We start from the raw sequence: 15516 nt of genomic DNA on the forward strand, positions 1-15516 counted from the left end.
TGGCCGATCGTGGCGTAACGCGCAGGGTCAGCGCAGGCGGGCGTATTGTTCGATGATGGCGATCGAAGGTATGCTCTGCGTCGCCGCCACCATCCATGTCCGAATTGTATGTTCGTTGCCAATGCAAGCGCCATAGATAATCGTTCGCGACGGTTCGATCGGCTGAATCTCTGCGTGCTCGCGCTGCAGAGCGTTGCATGGGCCGGCATCCTGACGTGGCTGTCGCATGGTACGAGCCCCTTGCGCTGGGTGTCGCTCGTACCGTTCTGCCTGATCATGCAAGGTGTGTTTTCGATGATGCACGAAACATTCCACGGTTTCGGGCATCGGCGCGGGGAAATCAACTACTTGATGATGTGGTGGGCATCGACGATGTTCGGCGCCGCAGCAACGCTGATCCACGTGAATCATCTCGGTCACCACGTGCGGAATCGAACGCCTGCGGAGCGGGTGGACTTCGTCGAGCCGGACGTTTCGCTGTGGCGCAAGCGAATCGAATACTACGTGGCGATCGTCGGCGGCATTTGGTTGGCGAGTTTCGCGGGCAGCTTCGTCCTGGCCGTGCTTCCGAGTCGCATCCCGCATGGTTGGGCGAAGTACGGACACGACAACACGTATGCGGCTGCGTTCAGGGACTTCGACCAGGCCGACTTTCGACGAATTCGATACGAAACCCTCGCAGCCGTGGCCGCGTGGATTGCACTGGGTGCATTGCTGGACTGGCGCGTGCTCGACATCGCGATTGCCTACCTCGCATTCGCGTTTTCGTGGTCGTCGCTCCAATGGGTGTATCACATGCACACTCCGCTCGACGTTGTCGAGGGCACATACAACATGCGTGCCCCCGCACTGATCCGCTGGGCGTTCCTCAACTTCAACTACAACCTGACGCATCACCGGCATCCGAGCCTGCGCTGGCAGGAGCTTCATGCATGCTCCGACGCAGCGGAGACGCGACCGCTGTGGTACGGTTGGCTGCATGTGTTCGAGGCGCCCCGGCGTTTGCCCAGCGATCCGACACAGCTCGAAAAGACCTATTTCTGACGAGAGGACGCACGTGCGTGCACAGGATGCGTGGGCCACGTTTGGCGCGGCAGCAGAACCCTTCCGTCGCGCGTGGCTCAGCGCGCTCGATGCGCCGGGCGACGCGCAGGCGGCCTATCTGTCACGCTTGCTCGCCGCGAATCGGAACACGACGTTCGGCATTGCCAACGGGTTTGCCGATATCGCAGATCCGGCACAATTTCGCGAGCGCGTGCCGGTGGCCCCCTACGCCGGCATGTCCCGATGGATTGATCGTGCACTCAAGGAGTCCGCTCCGATCCTGACCGCGCAAGCGCCACGCTTCTTCGAGCGCACGAGCGGCGGCAGCGAGCAGCAAAAGCTCATTCCCTATACGCCGGCCTTTCTCGAAGAATTGCAGTTCGCGCTGATCGTCTGGCTCTCCGATCTGCATCGCGCCGTGCCCGGCGTCGCGGCCGGGCGCGCGTACTGGTCGATGTCACCTCCAATGCACGCGCGCGAACGCGCTCCCAACGGCATCATGATCGGATCGGACAGCGATCTCGAATACCTGGCCGACAGCCCGCTCGTCGATCTGCTGCCGACGCTCGTCGCACCATCGCTATCGGGTGACGGTCGGGCGTGGCGCAACGAAACGTTGCGCGCGCTGATCGCCGCTGAAGATCTGGCCTTCATCAGCGTATGGAGCCCGACCTTCCTGACCAGTCTGCTTCGTCCGCTGTTCGACGAAGCCGAACCGCAACGCGGCGATACGCTCACCTTCCTGTTCGATTCGCTGCCGTCGAACCGTACGGCAGCGCTGCGGCGCGCACTCGACGATGGCCACTGCAGCCGGCTGTGGCCGCAGCTCGCGGCAGTGAGTTGCTGGATGGACGGTCCGAGCAAACACTACGCCGCACATGCCCGCACCTTGTTTCCGCAGGCCGCATGGCTTCCGAAAGGCTTGTTTTCCACCGAGGCGGTGGTCAGCCTGCCGTTCGGCGATATGGCCGGCTGTCCCCTCGCCGTCTGCAGCCACTTCCTGGAGTTCCTGCTCGACGATGGAACCGCGATAGGCGTGGAAGAACTGAAGCCGGGCGATACGGTCGAGGTCGTCGTGACGACCGGAGGCGGCCTGTACCGCTATCGGCTCGGCGATCGGGTCCGTGTGACCGGATATGCGGGACGAACGCCATGCGTGGCCTTCGTCGGGCGGGCTGGCACGCAAAGCGATCTGGTCGGTGAAAAGCTGGACGAAGCCTATCTGGCTGCGTCGCTTTCCGAGGTGCTGCAACCGGGCGATGAAGGTTGCGTGATTCCGTGCGCAGACGCGGATCCGCCCCATTACCTGCTGTTGCTTGCAAGCGGTACGCAGGACGTCGCCGCCCTGCGTGATGCGCTGGAACAGGCTCTCGCCCGCGCTTTTCACTACCGACACGCACGCACGGTCGGCCAGCTTGGCCCGTTGCGCGTGGTTCGTATACCCGGGGGTGCCGCCCAGCTGGCGGATCTCGTCCAGCGAGCCCACGAGCGTGCTGGCATCCGGGCTGGCGACGTCAAACCCCGCGCACTGGTGGCCAAGCCCGCCGTGGCGGACGCACTCCGCGCATTCATCGAGGACGCGTGCTCATGTTGAACATATCGATCGCATCAACGTGCCCCCCGTGCGACGAATCCGAGCCGGACGCCGATGGCGAAGCCTTCGGCGCGCTCGTCGAGCAATGGTACGTCGCGGGCACCGAAGCCGAGGTCAAGCGGGACAAACCGTTCGGCACGCGCGTACTCGGCCTCGGCATCGTGCTATTCCGGGCGGCAGACGGCGAGATCGTCGCGCTCGTCGACCAATGCGTGCATCGCGGCACCCGGTTGTCGGCCGGGAATGTCATCGACGGCTGCCTCGTCTGTCCGTATCACGGCTGGCATTACGACCAGCACGGCCGCGTCACCCGAATTCCCAGCATCGACGGCGCAAGCGCCGAATCGACCGGTACGACCTACCCATATCGTCAGCGCAGGTTGCCGGTGCTGACTCGGCACGGCCTCGTCTGGGTCTATCGCGGGCGAGGTGATCCAGCGCTGAAGCGGCCGTTCGACATGCCGCACCACGGCGAACGGCCGTGGCAGTCGTACTACATGGTCAATACGTTCGATGGCGATCTCGGTGCGCTGGTCGAGAACTTCATGGACGTCCCGCATACGGTGTTCGTGCACGACCGGATCTTTCGCTCATCCACTGGGCGGCGACTACGGGCGACCGTCGAACTGAAGCAGCAGAGCGTCGAGGTCACGTATCACGATGATGGCGACAAGATCGGCATGCTGGACTGGCTGACCAATCCGTCCAGGGAACCGCTTCGGCATACCGATCATTTTTATGCACCGAACGTCACACGGTGCGACTATCACTGGGGTAGCCGTTCGAGTTTTCTGATCATCAGCCAGATCACGCCGCTCGACACGCGTCGATCGCGTGTCTATACATACATCGCCTATCGCTTTTCCTTGCCGGCTGCGGTGCTGCGCGCGCTGAAACCGCTGCTGCACCTCTACACGCATTCCGTGATCCAGCAAGACGTGCGAATCATGCGCGCGCACCGCGAGGGACTCGACAACGCCGCAGGCTTCACGCCGTCGAGCGTGCGCGCCGATGTGGTCCACATTGCGATCGGTCGGTTGTTGGCCGCGACGCAGCGTGGCGAGCCGTTGCCCGATGCGCAATGCGGCACGAAGCCGATGGAATTCGTGATCTGAGCGTCACCGGCGCGATCGGGCGAGGCGCCCGGCTCGACCGGCGCACCGCCCACGTGCCCCGTATTTCCGTTAGCCTCCCGTCTGGTCCTGGCTCGCGATCAGGCGTGCTCCGCATGCCAGCAAGTCGCCGTCGCATGCGGCGACTTGCCCGTCGAACCGGGCGTAACCCGACACCGTCGCAATGAAGGTCAGGCCGTGAATCTCGCAAATCGCGGGATCGTGCAAGCGTGCAATCGCGCGCCCGTTGATTCGCGAGTTCGGCGCCCCGGACACAACGCGTCCGCCGTGGCTGTGCACATCGCCTTCGATGATGTATCGCTTTTGACCCATGACGTGTCGATCCGGTCCGTCAGAAATCCCAGCTGAACGTCTGCGGATGCGCTTGCCGCGACGCGGCGTCCGACGGCGTCAGCATGACGATCGTGGCATGCAGCGGATCCCGCAGGTTGATCAGTGCGCTCGTCTTCCCGTCGCCATAACCCATCATCAGCGCCAGCGCGGTCTGGACCCAGATCGAGCTCGTTCCGGTGTCGCCGCCGATACGGCGTTGCATGTCGAATGCGTCTTTCGGATCGTCAATATCGATATGCTGCGGGTTGTCGTGCAGCGACTGCACCAGCAACGCGAGATTGGCGGTCGAAGAGCCGGTGTCGTAGAACATCCGTCCCGGCTGCTCGCCGGGCGCAAGCGTGCCCACTGCCTGCTGCCAGCCGGCGCGGATCTTTTCGATTCGCTCGCCCTTCTTCAACGGCGCCCCGTGCCCGTTGCTCAGATCAACTCGCACCGGCCGATGCAGATTGGCCAGGACCGGCCATTTGTCGTACTCCTTCAGTTGCCACGTCGTCCACGGAATCGGCACCCACGGGTTCGGCTTGAAGCCGTCCGGTATCTTCAGCGACGCGGTCTTCCAGAACTCGGGGAGCTTCGCCTGCCAATAATCCGCCGGCATCTCCTTTTCACCCTTCTTCCAGTAGGCTTTCTGAAGCTGCCAGAAATAATTCCACAGCTTGATCACGTCATATCGGGTCTGGGTGTTGTCGATTGCCTCTGGTGCGTCCACCACATATGGACGAATCAATCGGTCAACGCGATCCTTTCTCGTCACGAGCAACGCAACGTAACTGTCCGGATTCTTTGGTACGAAGTTTCCATCTTTTGTGGACAAACCCAGGTAATCGGCGCCCGGAGTACCCAAATAGGATCGCGTGTTGATTCCATCCTCAACCAGCAACACTACTGCCGGCAAGTCCGGCTCGCGGTCAAAAATATCAAACGCTCTAGAGACTACATCGTCCCCATACGCAGTATGTATTTCATCGAGTCTCGTATAAATTGTATTGCCAATCCCCGCCCCGTTATCCGCACTACTGATGTGGGTTGCCATCCGGCCCGCCTCCGGATCACTCTCGTTTCGGGGCGGCCCGGCCACTATCACGGGAATCGGCCAATAATCGACCCATCCACGCAATGTATAGCCGAAAACGTTGTTCTCGCGCTTATGTCCCGCAAAGCTTCGATCACTACTCGACCACGGATATTGTTTGGGATCTTGCGGGAGCAACGTTCCATTGGTTCCTGCCTCGTCCAGCCGCATCAATAGCGCACGCTGGCGAAACCGGTCAACGGCGACGCCAAAGCGTCGTATCTCCAATGTGAACCGTGCGTCCCGAGATCCGTCCCCGGCAACGACAGCTTCATTTACGCTCGAGGGACGAGCGGCAGCGGGCGTGTCTCGAGGCGGCGAGTCTCGACGCAACGAGGCACCATAGGCGATACTGACGCATGCCGCCAACAATAGCGGCGGCAAGATCAACAGCGACAAGCGTCGATACATTGCAATATTCCCTCCCAAAAATCCCTCCCTTCCAACAACAAACTCAAAGACTGCAATCCATAAGAGAGTCAGGATTGCGAGTGCGAGCAGAAATATTCGTGAAGCCGGTGGTCGCGTGACGTTTGTCGTAATCATGGCGCATCAATTTGTCAATGTACCGATCGTGCTTCTTTTGTATCTTCGCTATTTCGATCTTTCCTGGTTTCACTGACCACACCGTCAGGAAAATCCTTGGGCACGATATTTTCTTCCGGGAAAACTCCGCTTTCGTAATAGCTGCAATTGGCTTTTATTATTTCGGACGTTACGGGGTCGAGCTTTTTGCCGAGTTTTCTCTCGGCTTTTACTATATCGCTCTCCGGAAGTCTCCAATCGGCAATTGCCCGCAGGAGTTTTGCCCAGTCCGGATCGTCCAGCGCACGCGCCTGGCCTACCGATACATCGAACGCGGTCGCACAGCGGTGATTTCTACGACCGCTCATGACCGCCGAGTGATATGAGCTTTCTCCCTGATGATTATTCATCAGCCGAACCTTGGCTTCGTTGAGCGTCTCCTGCCGATAGACGACGATGTGCCCGGGCGACGGCGGTACCGTCGACACGACCCGGCCTACCTTGCACTGATCGTCTGGATCCTTGCCCGCATTCAACGACGCCTCGACCTCGGCGGTGGTCGGCAGCGTCCCATCCTCGCTCGTTGGCCATTCGATGGTTTGTGCGGGCAATGGCTGCAACGCACCTTCGCCACTGTTCGTGCTCAAGGCAATTTCCGCTTCGAGCTGGTCAATGGATTGTTTGCCGGGCGCATACTCGCCAGCATTATTTGCCGAAAGAGGCGTTACCTCCGTTCCAGGCAGCACATTGCCTTCCATTTCGGGATCGAACGGTGGCGTCAATGCTTCGCCATTGATATTGCGCTCGGTACCGACGCTTATCTGCGTCGATTTCACCCATGTCGTGAAGCCGCCGGGCAAGCCATGGGATGTTTCACCCTTTTCCCGCATCGTAAAGTTTCCGGGCGGCGTACCAACCTGAACCGGCTTGCCCTGCCGCAGACGCCGGGTAAAGACACGCTGCCGGAAAGCCGCCGACAGCAGATCGATTTTCTCAGGCTTGCTTCCCCGCTGCGCCGCACGCACGTGGATTGAGTCGGGCAAGCCCGAGCAACCCATGCCATTGACGCCGCGCAGACCGACGGTCGCATCCTCCGGGCTGAAGTACATATACACTTTGCCGCGATTGTCGCGCTCGGCGAACACGACGCATTCGTTGCCTTGCAACCCGCTCAGGCGCGTCGCCTGCACGGGATCCCACGTCGGGCCGACGATGCCGAAATTGTCCCGACCTGGCACGTACTTCAATTGATCGAGTGGTGGCGTCGAATATTTGCCGCTCGCCACAAACCCGGCCAGGTTTGCCAGGGTCTTTGCACGCGCGTAAGCCGTCTGCTGCTGGTCCCCGCGTTGCAGCAGCCGATCCATGAACTCCTCGCTCAAGCTGTAGGGCGAGTCGATCAGGACCAACGTGTCGGCAGGACGGTCAGCCGGGCCACATTGGTTGGGAATCAGCCCCTCGACGAGATAGGCCTGGGCGAGCAGCGATATCAGCGTGCCCTGACTGTGCGCAATGATGTTGACCGTCCCGTCCGGGTCGATAAGGCGGATTTGCCGCACCAATGCCGCGAGCCGCCGAGCTGCCAGCAACATGTAGTGCCGATTTTCCGCCTCGCGAAGCGGGTGCGTCGGGTCGCCCTGCATCCGGTCGAGAATTTTCGTCGTCATTCCCCCTTTGAAATTCGAGTCGAACATGTCGGGGATGTTGTTGGTCGCGTTGGCGAAGAATCCGCCGTTGCGCGCGCGGTGCTCATCGAGGCGGTTGCCGAACCGGTCGACGTACTGGCCGTTGACGGTTTCCTTATTGGGGTCCCGGGGCAAATCCTCCTTCCCGACGCGTAACCCCCAATAAAACGGAATCAACGGGCTCCTTGTCTCTTCGCTTTCCTGCCGACGATAGATGGCGTCGTCCATGTTCTTCATCATGTCGGCAACGCTCACCTGGCTCGGGTCGTTCGCCATGCGGCCGTGCGAGTACTCCGCGCCCTTGAAATCGGTGCGACCGAGGCGGTCGTTCAATCCATCGCACAGTCCGCCTTCGACCGTGCCGAAATCCGTTCCAAGGTCATTCACGCCATGGATCAGGATCGTCGTGCACGGGAAGCGATTTTGTACGTCGGTATTGACGAACGCATCCTGCGGCCGGTTGCAATTGAGAATCGCCTGATGTTCGCCGACGATCCGGGGCGACGAGGTTGTGGTATCGGACATGATCGCCTGCCTTAAACGTCGAAAACCTGAATGTGTGCAATGTGCATCGCGTCGCTCGATGCCAGCTCCGTCAACCCGTGTGCATCCGAGATCCCGTTAATGACCTGGCCATTGCGCAGCGTGATCTTGTATGGACGATTCGGCACGGGATGCATACCGTCGTCACCGTCGGTGCCGGGGTACCGCAAGCGGAACTTCTGATCGGCTCCTCCGCGATTGAACGCCGGCGGCGCAACGTGGTCCGTGTTCGGGCCGACGAAATCATGTCCCGCCGTGTGCGCGGTGAACGCACCGTCGGAACCGACCTCGACGCCGCCACCGACTTTCACGTAGCTTCCGTCTTCCGCGACGAGCCGGATCGACTTGCCCGAGATCAACACCTCGTCGCCGACCGACATGATCTGTATCCCCTTCTGAGCAGTCGCCGCAAGCGTGTCCTGTTGCGCCTGCAAGACAACGGGGCCCTCGCCGGCAATCGCACGGACGCCTTCTCCGCGCCCGAACAGGTGGATGCCCTGGCCCGCCGTCGTGATTACGCGCTGACCGCCGGCGAATTGCAGGTTCTGCCGCGCGATCTGATCGATGTTCTCGCCGGCGTAGGTCACGTAAGTCTTCGGGGTGATATTGAGCGCGCCCGCCTTTGCGCCGAATGCCATCAGCGCCTGAGAGTCGTCTGCGTCGGCGTTCGACGCACGATCGTCGCCTGAAGCGTGGCCGCCCGGCGTCCATCCCTTGAAGGCGGTCACGACAGCTTGCTGCCCCGTCGCATCGGTCGCCGTGCCGCCGTGCTGTCCGGCGTAATCTCCCAACGCCTTGAACAGCTCAGCGCATTCGCCGAGCAACTCGACGAGTTCATTGCGGTCAAGCTGTCCGCCGCTCGCCTGCGTACGCGCGTAAGTCGTCAGAAGCATCCCTTGCGCCGCGCGCAACGCAGCTGCCGCGTCCGTGCGCAATTCGGCGCCTTGGCCGCGGTCTGCACCCTGTCCGTTGTCGCGTGGTTGCGTCAGGTAGCCGAGATTCAACTGGCTATGCGCATGCTCCGATGCAAGCTGCGCGCTGATTTGCTGCGGTGTATCGTCGAGACGAAGCTGGTTGTAGCGTTGCCCCTTGATTTCCTTCGTCTTGATACCGGAGAGAAAGCGATTGCCCGGCAGACTGCCCGTATGAGTGAAACTCGCCGGCATGTTCGCGCCGTTTGCCAGCACGCCGATGATGACCAGCCTGTCCGGATCCCCGCCGAGGCTCCCGAGCAGAACTTCGGTGCCCACCCGCGGCAAGAAAGTCTCCCCGAAATTCGGCCCGGCCAGACTGGATGCCACGCGGATCGGTGCGCTGTCGCTCTCGTTGCTGTTCGTTCCGGCACCCTGCGCGTGCGCATGATCGCGGGAATCCTGACCGAGAATCTGCACGAACACGCAGCCATTCTCGTCGCAACTGACCTCCTCGCCCTCGGCCCCGACCACGCGCCCGGTAATCAACGGCGTCGGCGGAAGGTCAGTCTTGGGATCGTAAAGCGGCGTGAGAGGCGTGCCACGCGGCACGCACGAGAACGTATTTTCGTAGCGCGTATCCTGCCCGGACGGGTCGCCATCGCTCAGCGAGCGTGGCTGCTGAAGCGTGTGGCTGGCGGCGAACAGCGTCTGCGCACGCTCGTTCAACCCTTTGGGCAGATTGTTCCAGATCTCGTGGTGCAGTGACGTAATCACGAATTGCTGCTTGTCGGACGGGAGCGTGCCCCACTCGTCCTCTCCGGCGATCGTGATCCATGAGCCGACTGCGAGGTCGCGAATTCCGCTCACGCCGTCGTATCGAACCGCCTGCGCTTCATGAGCCAGAATGCGATCTTCCGTCATCCGTTCGTGGTCTGCCCACGAGTCCGCCATATGCGGGACGTCGATCACGAAGTCCGATAGCAATTTCGCGAGATCGTTACCCGATTCGCCTTGATCGATCCTTGTCGATGCGCTCGACTGGTCCACGCGGGCATATCGGTAGTCCCACGAAGGTCGCCCCGATTCCCCCGAAATCAGTTGCTGGCGCATCGTCAGAGCGGTGATGGTGTCGCGCTGTTCCGTTCCAGCGTCTCGTGGATGGACGCGCACTGTACCTGCGGCGGACTCGCTCAGTTTCTGAGGGTCATCGCAGAACACCAGCGTATGCACGGGAGGATCGCCGTCTTTCGCCTCCCCGCTCACCCGTCCGGCGCGCACGAACAGCGTGATGCCGTCGCGACGTGCAATCCGGGAGATGAAACGGGCATCAGATTCGTTGACCTGGCGTACGAAAGAGCGACTTGGATAGCGGGATCTGTCGAGTTGGGACAGGTCGAACTCGAACGCCTGCGCGAGGGCAACACTACGCTGTCGCCATTCGCTCAGGACGACTCCAAGTACATCGACAACGCTGACGTTACGGAAGATGCGGGAATTGGTGCGCTTTTGCAGCAGGTTCACCGCGTCGGTCACGGTGAACTGGTAAACCGTCAGCTCCCCGTCGGTCCGGCCGATCTGAACGGCGCTGACGATTGCGTTGATGGCATGCAGTTGGCCGCGATCCGTGACGATACCGACTGAGACCGGCGCACCAATGAAAAGCTTCGGAGGCAAATCGCCCTGCTGCGAAATGCAGGTCAGATAGCCGCTGATGCCGGTCATCATGCTTTCGCGGATGCTCGCGTGCTGCAACGCGATCTTCGACGCCAGCGCGTGCTGCGCCTTACCCCAATTCAGCACGACCGGCCGGCGATTCGCATCGATTCCCGATACGAATTTGCGGAACGACTCTCGGATATCCACGACGGTCTCTCAGTTTGATTCGTTATGACCCGCCGGATGTTGCTGTTCTAAATAGCTGGCGGCTGCGCGCGAGTTTACCAAAATGTGACACGGAAATAACAATCGGGGATGCCGACTAACAATTTTTCATGTTATTCGACGAAGAACACTATATTCCGCCGCTCTATCTGGACCGACGCGCAGTGCTCCGAACGTCGGATGTCTCCCGGGCCCCGCCCAAGGCGCGTACACGCTTCCATCGCTGTGTTCGTCTTGGCTAGACGGGCCGAAGTGAATGCTGATGCTATAAATGTGCATATAGCGTGCAATAAAAAGCAGTCGTGGAATCCGATATCACCGGCAGTTCCAGCGATTTCGCCTAATTCATGGCGTCATTGAGAGGACCGACGAGCATCGCTCCGATCGTCTCGGCGAAGCGATTCGCTCTCGCTTTGCACATCCACATCCATATGCAAACGCTCGCGGGGCTGGCCCATGTACACCGTAACATGATGAGCCGTTTGGCAGGCTCCGAGAGCGTACGGAAGTTCCTTGGAGACGCGCCTCGGATCATTCGGGCAGCAACCGATATTTCCGGCGACGTACAGAGCACGCTCTTCTGGTATCGCAATGCCCCGTTGCCAATCCGCAATGCCACAGCAACGATCTCCCGTCTCGAGACGCTGGGCGCCATTTAGGCGGAACTTCCCGTCAACCTCGAGCAGTAGCTATTGAATTGGGAAATTAATAGTTTTGTTCAAATACTGCAAAAAAGGGCCACCGTTTTTCCAGCCTACATCCCCTCCCATCAACATCCGCCCCCCAATAATCCTCCTTGACACCCTATCTTTCGATATATATCTTTAGATATGTTTTACGACATATAGGACACGATCATGCGACACAACTCCTCCCGCGGCCATGCCCGATGCGACGGTCATGGTGCGCATGCGGGCCCTGACTGGTACACCAGTGTCTGGCAACTGATCGGCCGCCATCGACGCGGCCACGATCCGTTCGGCGGCGGCCCGTTCGGTGGCCGTGGCGGACGCGGCGGCTTTGGCGATTTCGGCGACGACGGCATGCCGCGCGGCCGCCAGTTCAGCTCCGACGATCTCCAGCTGCTGCTGCTCGCGCTGGTCGCCGAGCAACCGAGCCACGGTTACGAACTGATCAAGGCGCTCGATACGCGCTCGAACGGCTTCTACAGCCCGAGCCCCGGCATGGTGTATCCGGCGCTCACGTATCTCGACGAAGTCGGCTTCGTCGCGTCGCAGGCGGAAGGCAACCGCAAGCGCTATGCGCTGACCGACGCCGGCCGCGCGCATCTCGATGCACAGCGCGAACGCGTCGACACCTTGTTCGCGCGCCTCACGCACCTCGCACGCAAGATGGAATTCATGCGTCGCGCGTTCGCCGGCGAAGCGGCGGGCAGCGAGGCACAGGACGACACGCAGCCCGGCTGGCTGCCGGAGTTCGTCGAGGCCCGCCTCGCACTGAAACGGGCGCTGCTCCACAAGAGCGCGGCCGATGCCGACGAACAGCGGCGCATCGCGGCAATCATGCGCCGCGCGACGGCCGAAATCGAAGGCGGCACCGGCGCGTAACCCGCGCCGTCCCGTCAAAACCCAAGGAGTACGGATTGATGCAGAACCCCTCCGAACGCGCCGTCACGCGCGTGCGCCATACCCTCAAGTTCCGCCTGCTGCAGGTCGTGCGCGTGCACGCCGTGACGCCGCACCTGCTGCGCGTCACCCTCGGCGGCCCCGACCTCGCGGATTTCGAATCGTCGTCGTTCGACGATCACGTGAAGGTGTTCTTCCCGCCGCCCGGCGCCGAACGCCCCGCGATGCCGACGCTCGGCGCGAACGGCCCCGAGTTTCCCGAAGGCGAACCGAAGCCGGTCGCGCGCGATTTCACGCCGCGCCGTTTCGACCGCGCCGCCTGCGAACTCGATCTGGAATTCGTGCTGAACCATCCGGGCCCCGCATCGCAGTGGGCGGCACAGGCACGCGTCGGCCAATGGCTCGGCATCGGCGGCCCGCGCGGATCGTTCGTGGTCCCGATCGATTTCGACTGGCATCTGCTGATCGGCGACGATACGGCGCTGCCGGCGGTCGCGCGGCGTCTCGAGCAATTGCCGGCCGGCACACGCACGGCGGTCGTGCTGGAAGTCGCGGATCGCACCGCGCAGATCGCGTTCGATACGCGTGCCGACGTGCACGAAATCTGGCGCTTTCGCGACGAAGCCGACGCCGCGGACGGCGACCTGCTGCTGAACGCGGTGCGCGAGCTGCCGCTGCCGTCCTCCGGCGACGGTTACGTGTGGGCGGCAGGCGAAGCGCAAGCGATGCGCGCGGTGCGTCAGTACCTGACCGGCGAGTGCGGCGTCGACAAGTCGCGCATCCGCGCGGCGGCCTACTGGAAGCGCGGCGCGACGGCCGTGCACGAAACGCTGGAAGACTGACGCGGACGGGTGCCCGCGCACGGGCGGGCTTGGCATCGGCGGGGCGGCTGGTATATATCTATGTCTGCGACGCCGCTGTCGGGCGACAGCCGCCGCAGCCCGCCCAGGAGCGCCCGGTCATGACAAGAGAAAGCCACGCTTCGCCTTTCCTTCGCAATCTGAAGATCGCCGGTTATTGCGGCCTGGCGGTCGTCGTGCTCGCGCTGTTCGTCGCGATGTGCGCGATCCTGAAGGAAAGCGCGCTCGAACGTGACGCCGCGCAGCATCCGGGCGAGACGCCCGAACTGCATGAAGCGGGCGGCGGCCCGTCCGCTTCGGCGGAAGCAGCCAAGACGCCCGGTTGACGGCGTCCGGCCCGCACTTCTCCCGCGTAGTCCTGCCGCTCAGGGCGTGCGCTCGCGCCCCATCAGCACCGCGTGCACGACGTCGCCGATCCGTTCGAGCAGCTCGACCACGCGTTGTCCGTACAGGTGCGCGGCCAGCGCGCCGGCCGTGCCGACCAGCACGCCGCCGGCCATGTCGAACGGCCAGTGCACGCCCGCATACACACGCCCCCATGCAATCGCGACGGCCATCGCGGCCATCACGACGCCGGTCAGCCGCGTGGTACCAGCGAGCATCATGCCGACCGCGAGACTCCAGGCAAACGTCATGTGATCGCTTGGAAACGAGCTGTCCGGCGCATGCGGAATCAGTTGCGTGCCGATTCCGGCCATGAACGGCCGCGGCGAAAACCAGAAATGCCCGATCACCTGCGCGAGCGCCAGCGCCACACACGTGCCGACGCCGGCCTCGATCGCCTGGCGGCGCGTCGGGCGTTCGCCGAAGATCCAGGCCAGCAGCAGCATCGCGGGCAGCGCATAGACGAGCCAGTCGGCGGCGAAGATCGCGAGGTGGGCAACGCCGGGGTGCGGCGCGGCGCCGGCATTGAAGGCGGAAAACAGGGTGAGATTGAGGTTCTGCATGAATCCGGTTGCGTGGGATGTCGTGACGGGACCGGCGGTGCCGGTCGGATGCGAACGATGCTAGTGCTCACTCGCTTAAGCAGTGCTTAATGCGCCGGGCGACCGGTGACCAGGACCGAGGCCCGCGCGCGAACGCACTTAGAGCCTGTACTGCAACACAAGTTCACATAATTGTCACATTCACGCGCGACTGTCTCCCGTAAAAGCTCACCGACTATCCCGTAAAGGCTCACCTTTTTCACATCGTGGCGTCACCGGCCCGTGCGAGTATCGGACCGCTCACGCGCGCCATGCCGTTTGCACCGTTCGTCTCAATATTTGCGTCGCAAATCATTCGAAATCGGCAACAATTAATTCCATATGCGGCATCGCACAACGGCAACGCACAGGCATAGGATTACGAGCTTACGAGCACTCATCCACGAAGCGATCAACAACAAGGAGTCCGCATGAAACCCAGCGATGTCCGATCGAAAGCGTTTGCGATGCCGTTGACCAGCCCGGCCTTTCCGATGGGCCCGTACCGTTTCGTCGATCGTGAGTTTCTGATCATCACGTACCGCACCGATCCGGACCGTCTGCGTGAAATCGTGCCCGAGCCGTTGCAGGTCAAGGAGCCGCTCGTCCATTACGAATTCATTCGCATGGCCGATTCGACCGGCTTCGGCGACTACACGGAAAGCGGCCAGGTGATCCCCGTCGAGTACAACGGCCAGGCCGGCGGCTACACGCTCGCGATGTATCTCGACGATCACCCGCCGATCGCCGGCGGCCGCGAGCTGTGGGGTTTCCCGAAAAAACTCGCGTCGCCCACGCTGCACGTGAACACCGACCACCTCCTGGGCACGCTCGACTACGGCAAGGTGCGCGTCGCGACCGGCACGATGGGCTACAAGCACAAGGAACTCGACATCGACGAGCAGACGAAGCGCCTCGCCGGCCCGAACTTCCTGCTGAAGATCATCCCGCACGTCGACGGCACCGCGCGCGTGTGCGAACTGGTGCGCTACTACATGCAGGACATCAGGATGAAGGGCGCGTGGACGGGCCCCGCGTCGCTCGAACTGGCACCGCACGCGCTCGCGCCGGTGGCCGACCTGCCGGTGCTCGAGATCGTCGAAGCGCGCCACCTCGTCGCGGATTTGACACTCGGCCTCGGCGAAGTCGTCTACGATTACCTGGCTCAGTAACACGTCCGCAGTCCTTTCTCCCTGTCAATCCTTTCACCACGGGAATTCGAAATGAGCAACCTGAATGGCAAGACCGCAGTCGTCACGGGCGCCGCAAGCGGCATCGGCAAGGAAATCGCGCTGGAGCTCGCGAAAGCGGGCGCGGCCGTGGCGATCGCCGACCTGAACCAGGACGGCGCAAACGCGGTTGCCGACGAGATCGTCAAGGC

The 15516-nt window shown here is 62.1% G+C and carries 13 protein-coding genes; 8 read left to right on the forward strand and 5 right to left on the reverse strand.

The features are described 5' to 3' along the window. The first annotated feature begins 108 nt into the window (after positions 1-108). Genes DID98_RS30665 through DID98_RS30675 form a run of 3 tightly spaced genes read left to right on the forward strand, consistent with a single transcriptional unit; the run spans position 109 to position 3753 of the window. Positions 109-1044, forward strand: coding sequence for a fatty acid desaturase (locus DID98_RS30665; protein ID WP_044846489.1), 936 nt, complete (start codon positions 109-111; stop codon positions 1042-1044). A 13-nt stretch (positions 1045-1057) separates the two neighbouring features. Next, the gene (locus DID98_RS30670) at positions 1058-2638 is read left to right on the forward strand and encodes a GH3 auxin-responsive promoter family protein (protein WP_124524081.1); all 1581 of its coding nucleotides are present in this window, start codon (positions 1058-1060) and stop codon (positions 2636-2638) included. Further along, positions 2632-3753 carry an aromatic ring-hydroxylating dioxygenase subunit alpha gene (locus tag DID98_RS30675; protein ID WP_124488989.1) on the forward strand — a complete coding sequence of 374 codons (1122 nt, stop codon included), beginning with the start codon at positions 2632-2634 and terminating at the stop codon, positions 3751-3753. Before DID98_RS30670 ends, DID98_RS30675 begins: the two co-directional genes overlap by 7 nt. A gap of 69 nt (positions 3754-3822) precedes the next feature. Here DID98_RS30675 and DID98_RS30680 read toward each other — a convergent pair whose 3' ends face one another. From DID98_RS30680 to DID98_RS30695, 4 genes are all read right to left on the reverse strand, one after another. After that, complete coding sequence (locus DID98_RS30680; RefSeq protein WP_124524079.1) at positions 3823-4083, reverse strand: PAAR domain-containing protein; 261 nt, start codon at positions 4081-4083, stop codon at positions 3823-3825. Positions 4084-4102: 19 nt separating this feature from the next. Then, positions 4103-5587 carry a DUF2875 family protein gene (locus DID98_RS30685; protein WP_260428123.1) on the reverse strand — a complete coding sequence of 495 codons (1485 nt, stop codon included), beginning with the start codon at positions 5585-5587 and terminating at the stop codon, positions 4103-4105. 149 nt (positions 5588-5736) lie between these two features. After that, positions 5737-7911: a DUF3274 domain-containing protein gene (locus DID98_RS30690; RefSeq protein WP_124524075.1), complete on the reverse strand. Its 2175-nt coding sequence runs from the start codon at positions 7909-7911 to the stop codon at positions 5737-5739. Between the two features lie 11 nt (positions 7912-7922). After that, a complete protein-coding gene (locus DID98_RS30695; RefSeq protein ID WP_124488985.1) occupies positions 7923-10706 on the reverse strand; it encodes a type VI secretion system Vgr family protein in 2784 nt (927 codons plus the stop codon). A gap of 875 nt (positions 10707-11581) precedes the next feature. On the opposite strand from DID98_RS30695, the gene DID98_RS30705 reads away from it, so the two are divergent. From DID98_RS30705 to DID98_RS30715, 3 genes are all read left to right on the forward strand, one after another. Continuing rightward, on the forward strand, positions 11582-12292 hold the full coding sequence (locus DID98_RS30705; protein ID WP_044846504.1) for a PadR family transcriptional regulator: 711 nt from the start codon (positions 11582-11584) through the stop codon (positions 12290-12292). Between the two features lie 38 nt (positions 12293-12330). Then, a complete protein-coding gene (locus DID98_RS30710) occupies positions 12331-13152 on the forward strand; it encodes a siderophore-interacting protein (protein WP_185500428.1) in 822 nt (273 codons plus the stop codon). Positions 13153-13271: 119 nt separating this feature from the next. Then, positions 13272-13496, forward strand: a complete 225-nt coding sequence (locus tag DID98_RS30715) for a hypothetical protein (RefSeq protein WP_124488982.1) — start codon at positions 13272-13274, stop codon at positions 13494-13496. A 39-nt stretch (positions 13497-13535) separates the two neighbouring features. Here the strand turns inward: DID98_RS30715 and DID98_RS30720 are convergent, their stop codons facing one another. Further along, the gene (locus DID98_RS30720; protein ID WP_124488981.1) at positions 13536-14117 is read right to left on the reverse strand and encodes an undecaprenyl-diphosphatase; all 582 of its coding nucleotides are present in this window, start codon (positions 14115-14117) and stop codon (positions 13536-13538) included. A gap of 449 nt (positions 14118-14566) precedes the next feature. Here DID98_RS30720 and DID98_RS30725 point away from each other — a divergent pair, with 449 nt between their 5' ends. After that, positions 14567-15307: an acetoacetate decarboxylase gene (locus DID98_RS30725; protein ID WP_044846508.1), complete on the forward strand. Its 741-nt coding sequence runs from the start codon at positions 14567-14569 to the stop codon at positions 15305-15307. A gap of 51 nt (positions 15308-15358) precedes the next feature. Beyond that, positions 15359-15516, forward strand: a 158-nt coding sequence (locus DID98_RS30730) for an SDR family NAD(P)-dependent oxidoreductase (RefSeq protein WP_124523396.1), incomplete at its 3' end; no start/stop codon positions are given.

The organism is Burkholderia sp. Bp8984 (assembly GCF_003853755.1).
In the GTDB taxonomy this organism is placed as follows: Bacteria; Pseudomonadota; Gammaproteobacteria; order Burkholderiales; family Burkholderiaceae; genus Burkholderia.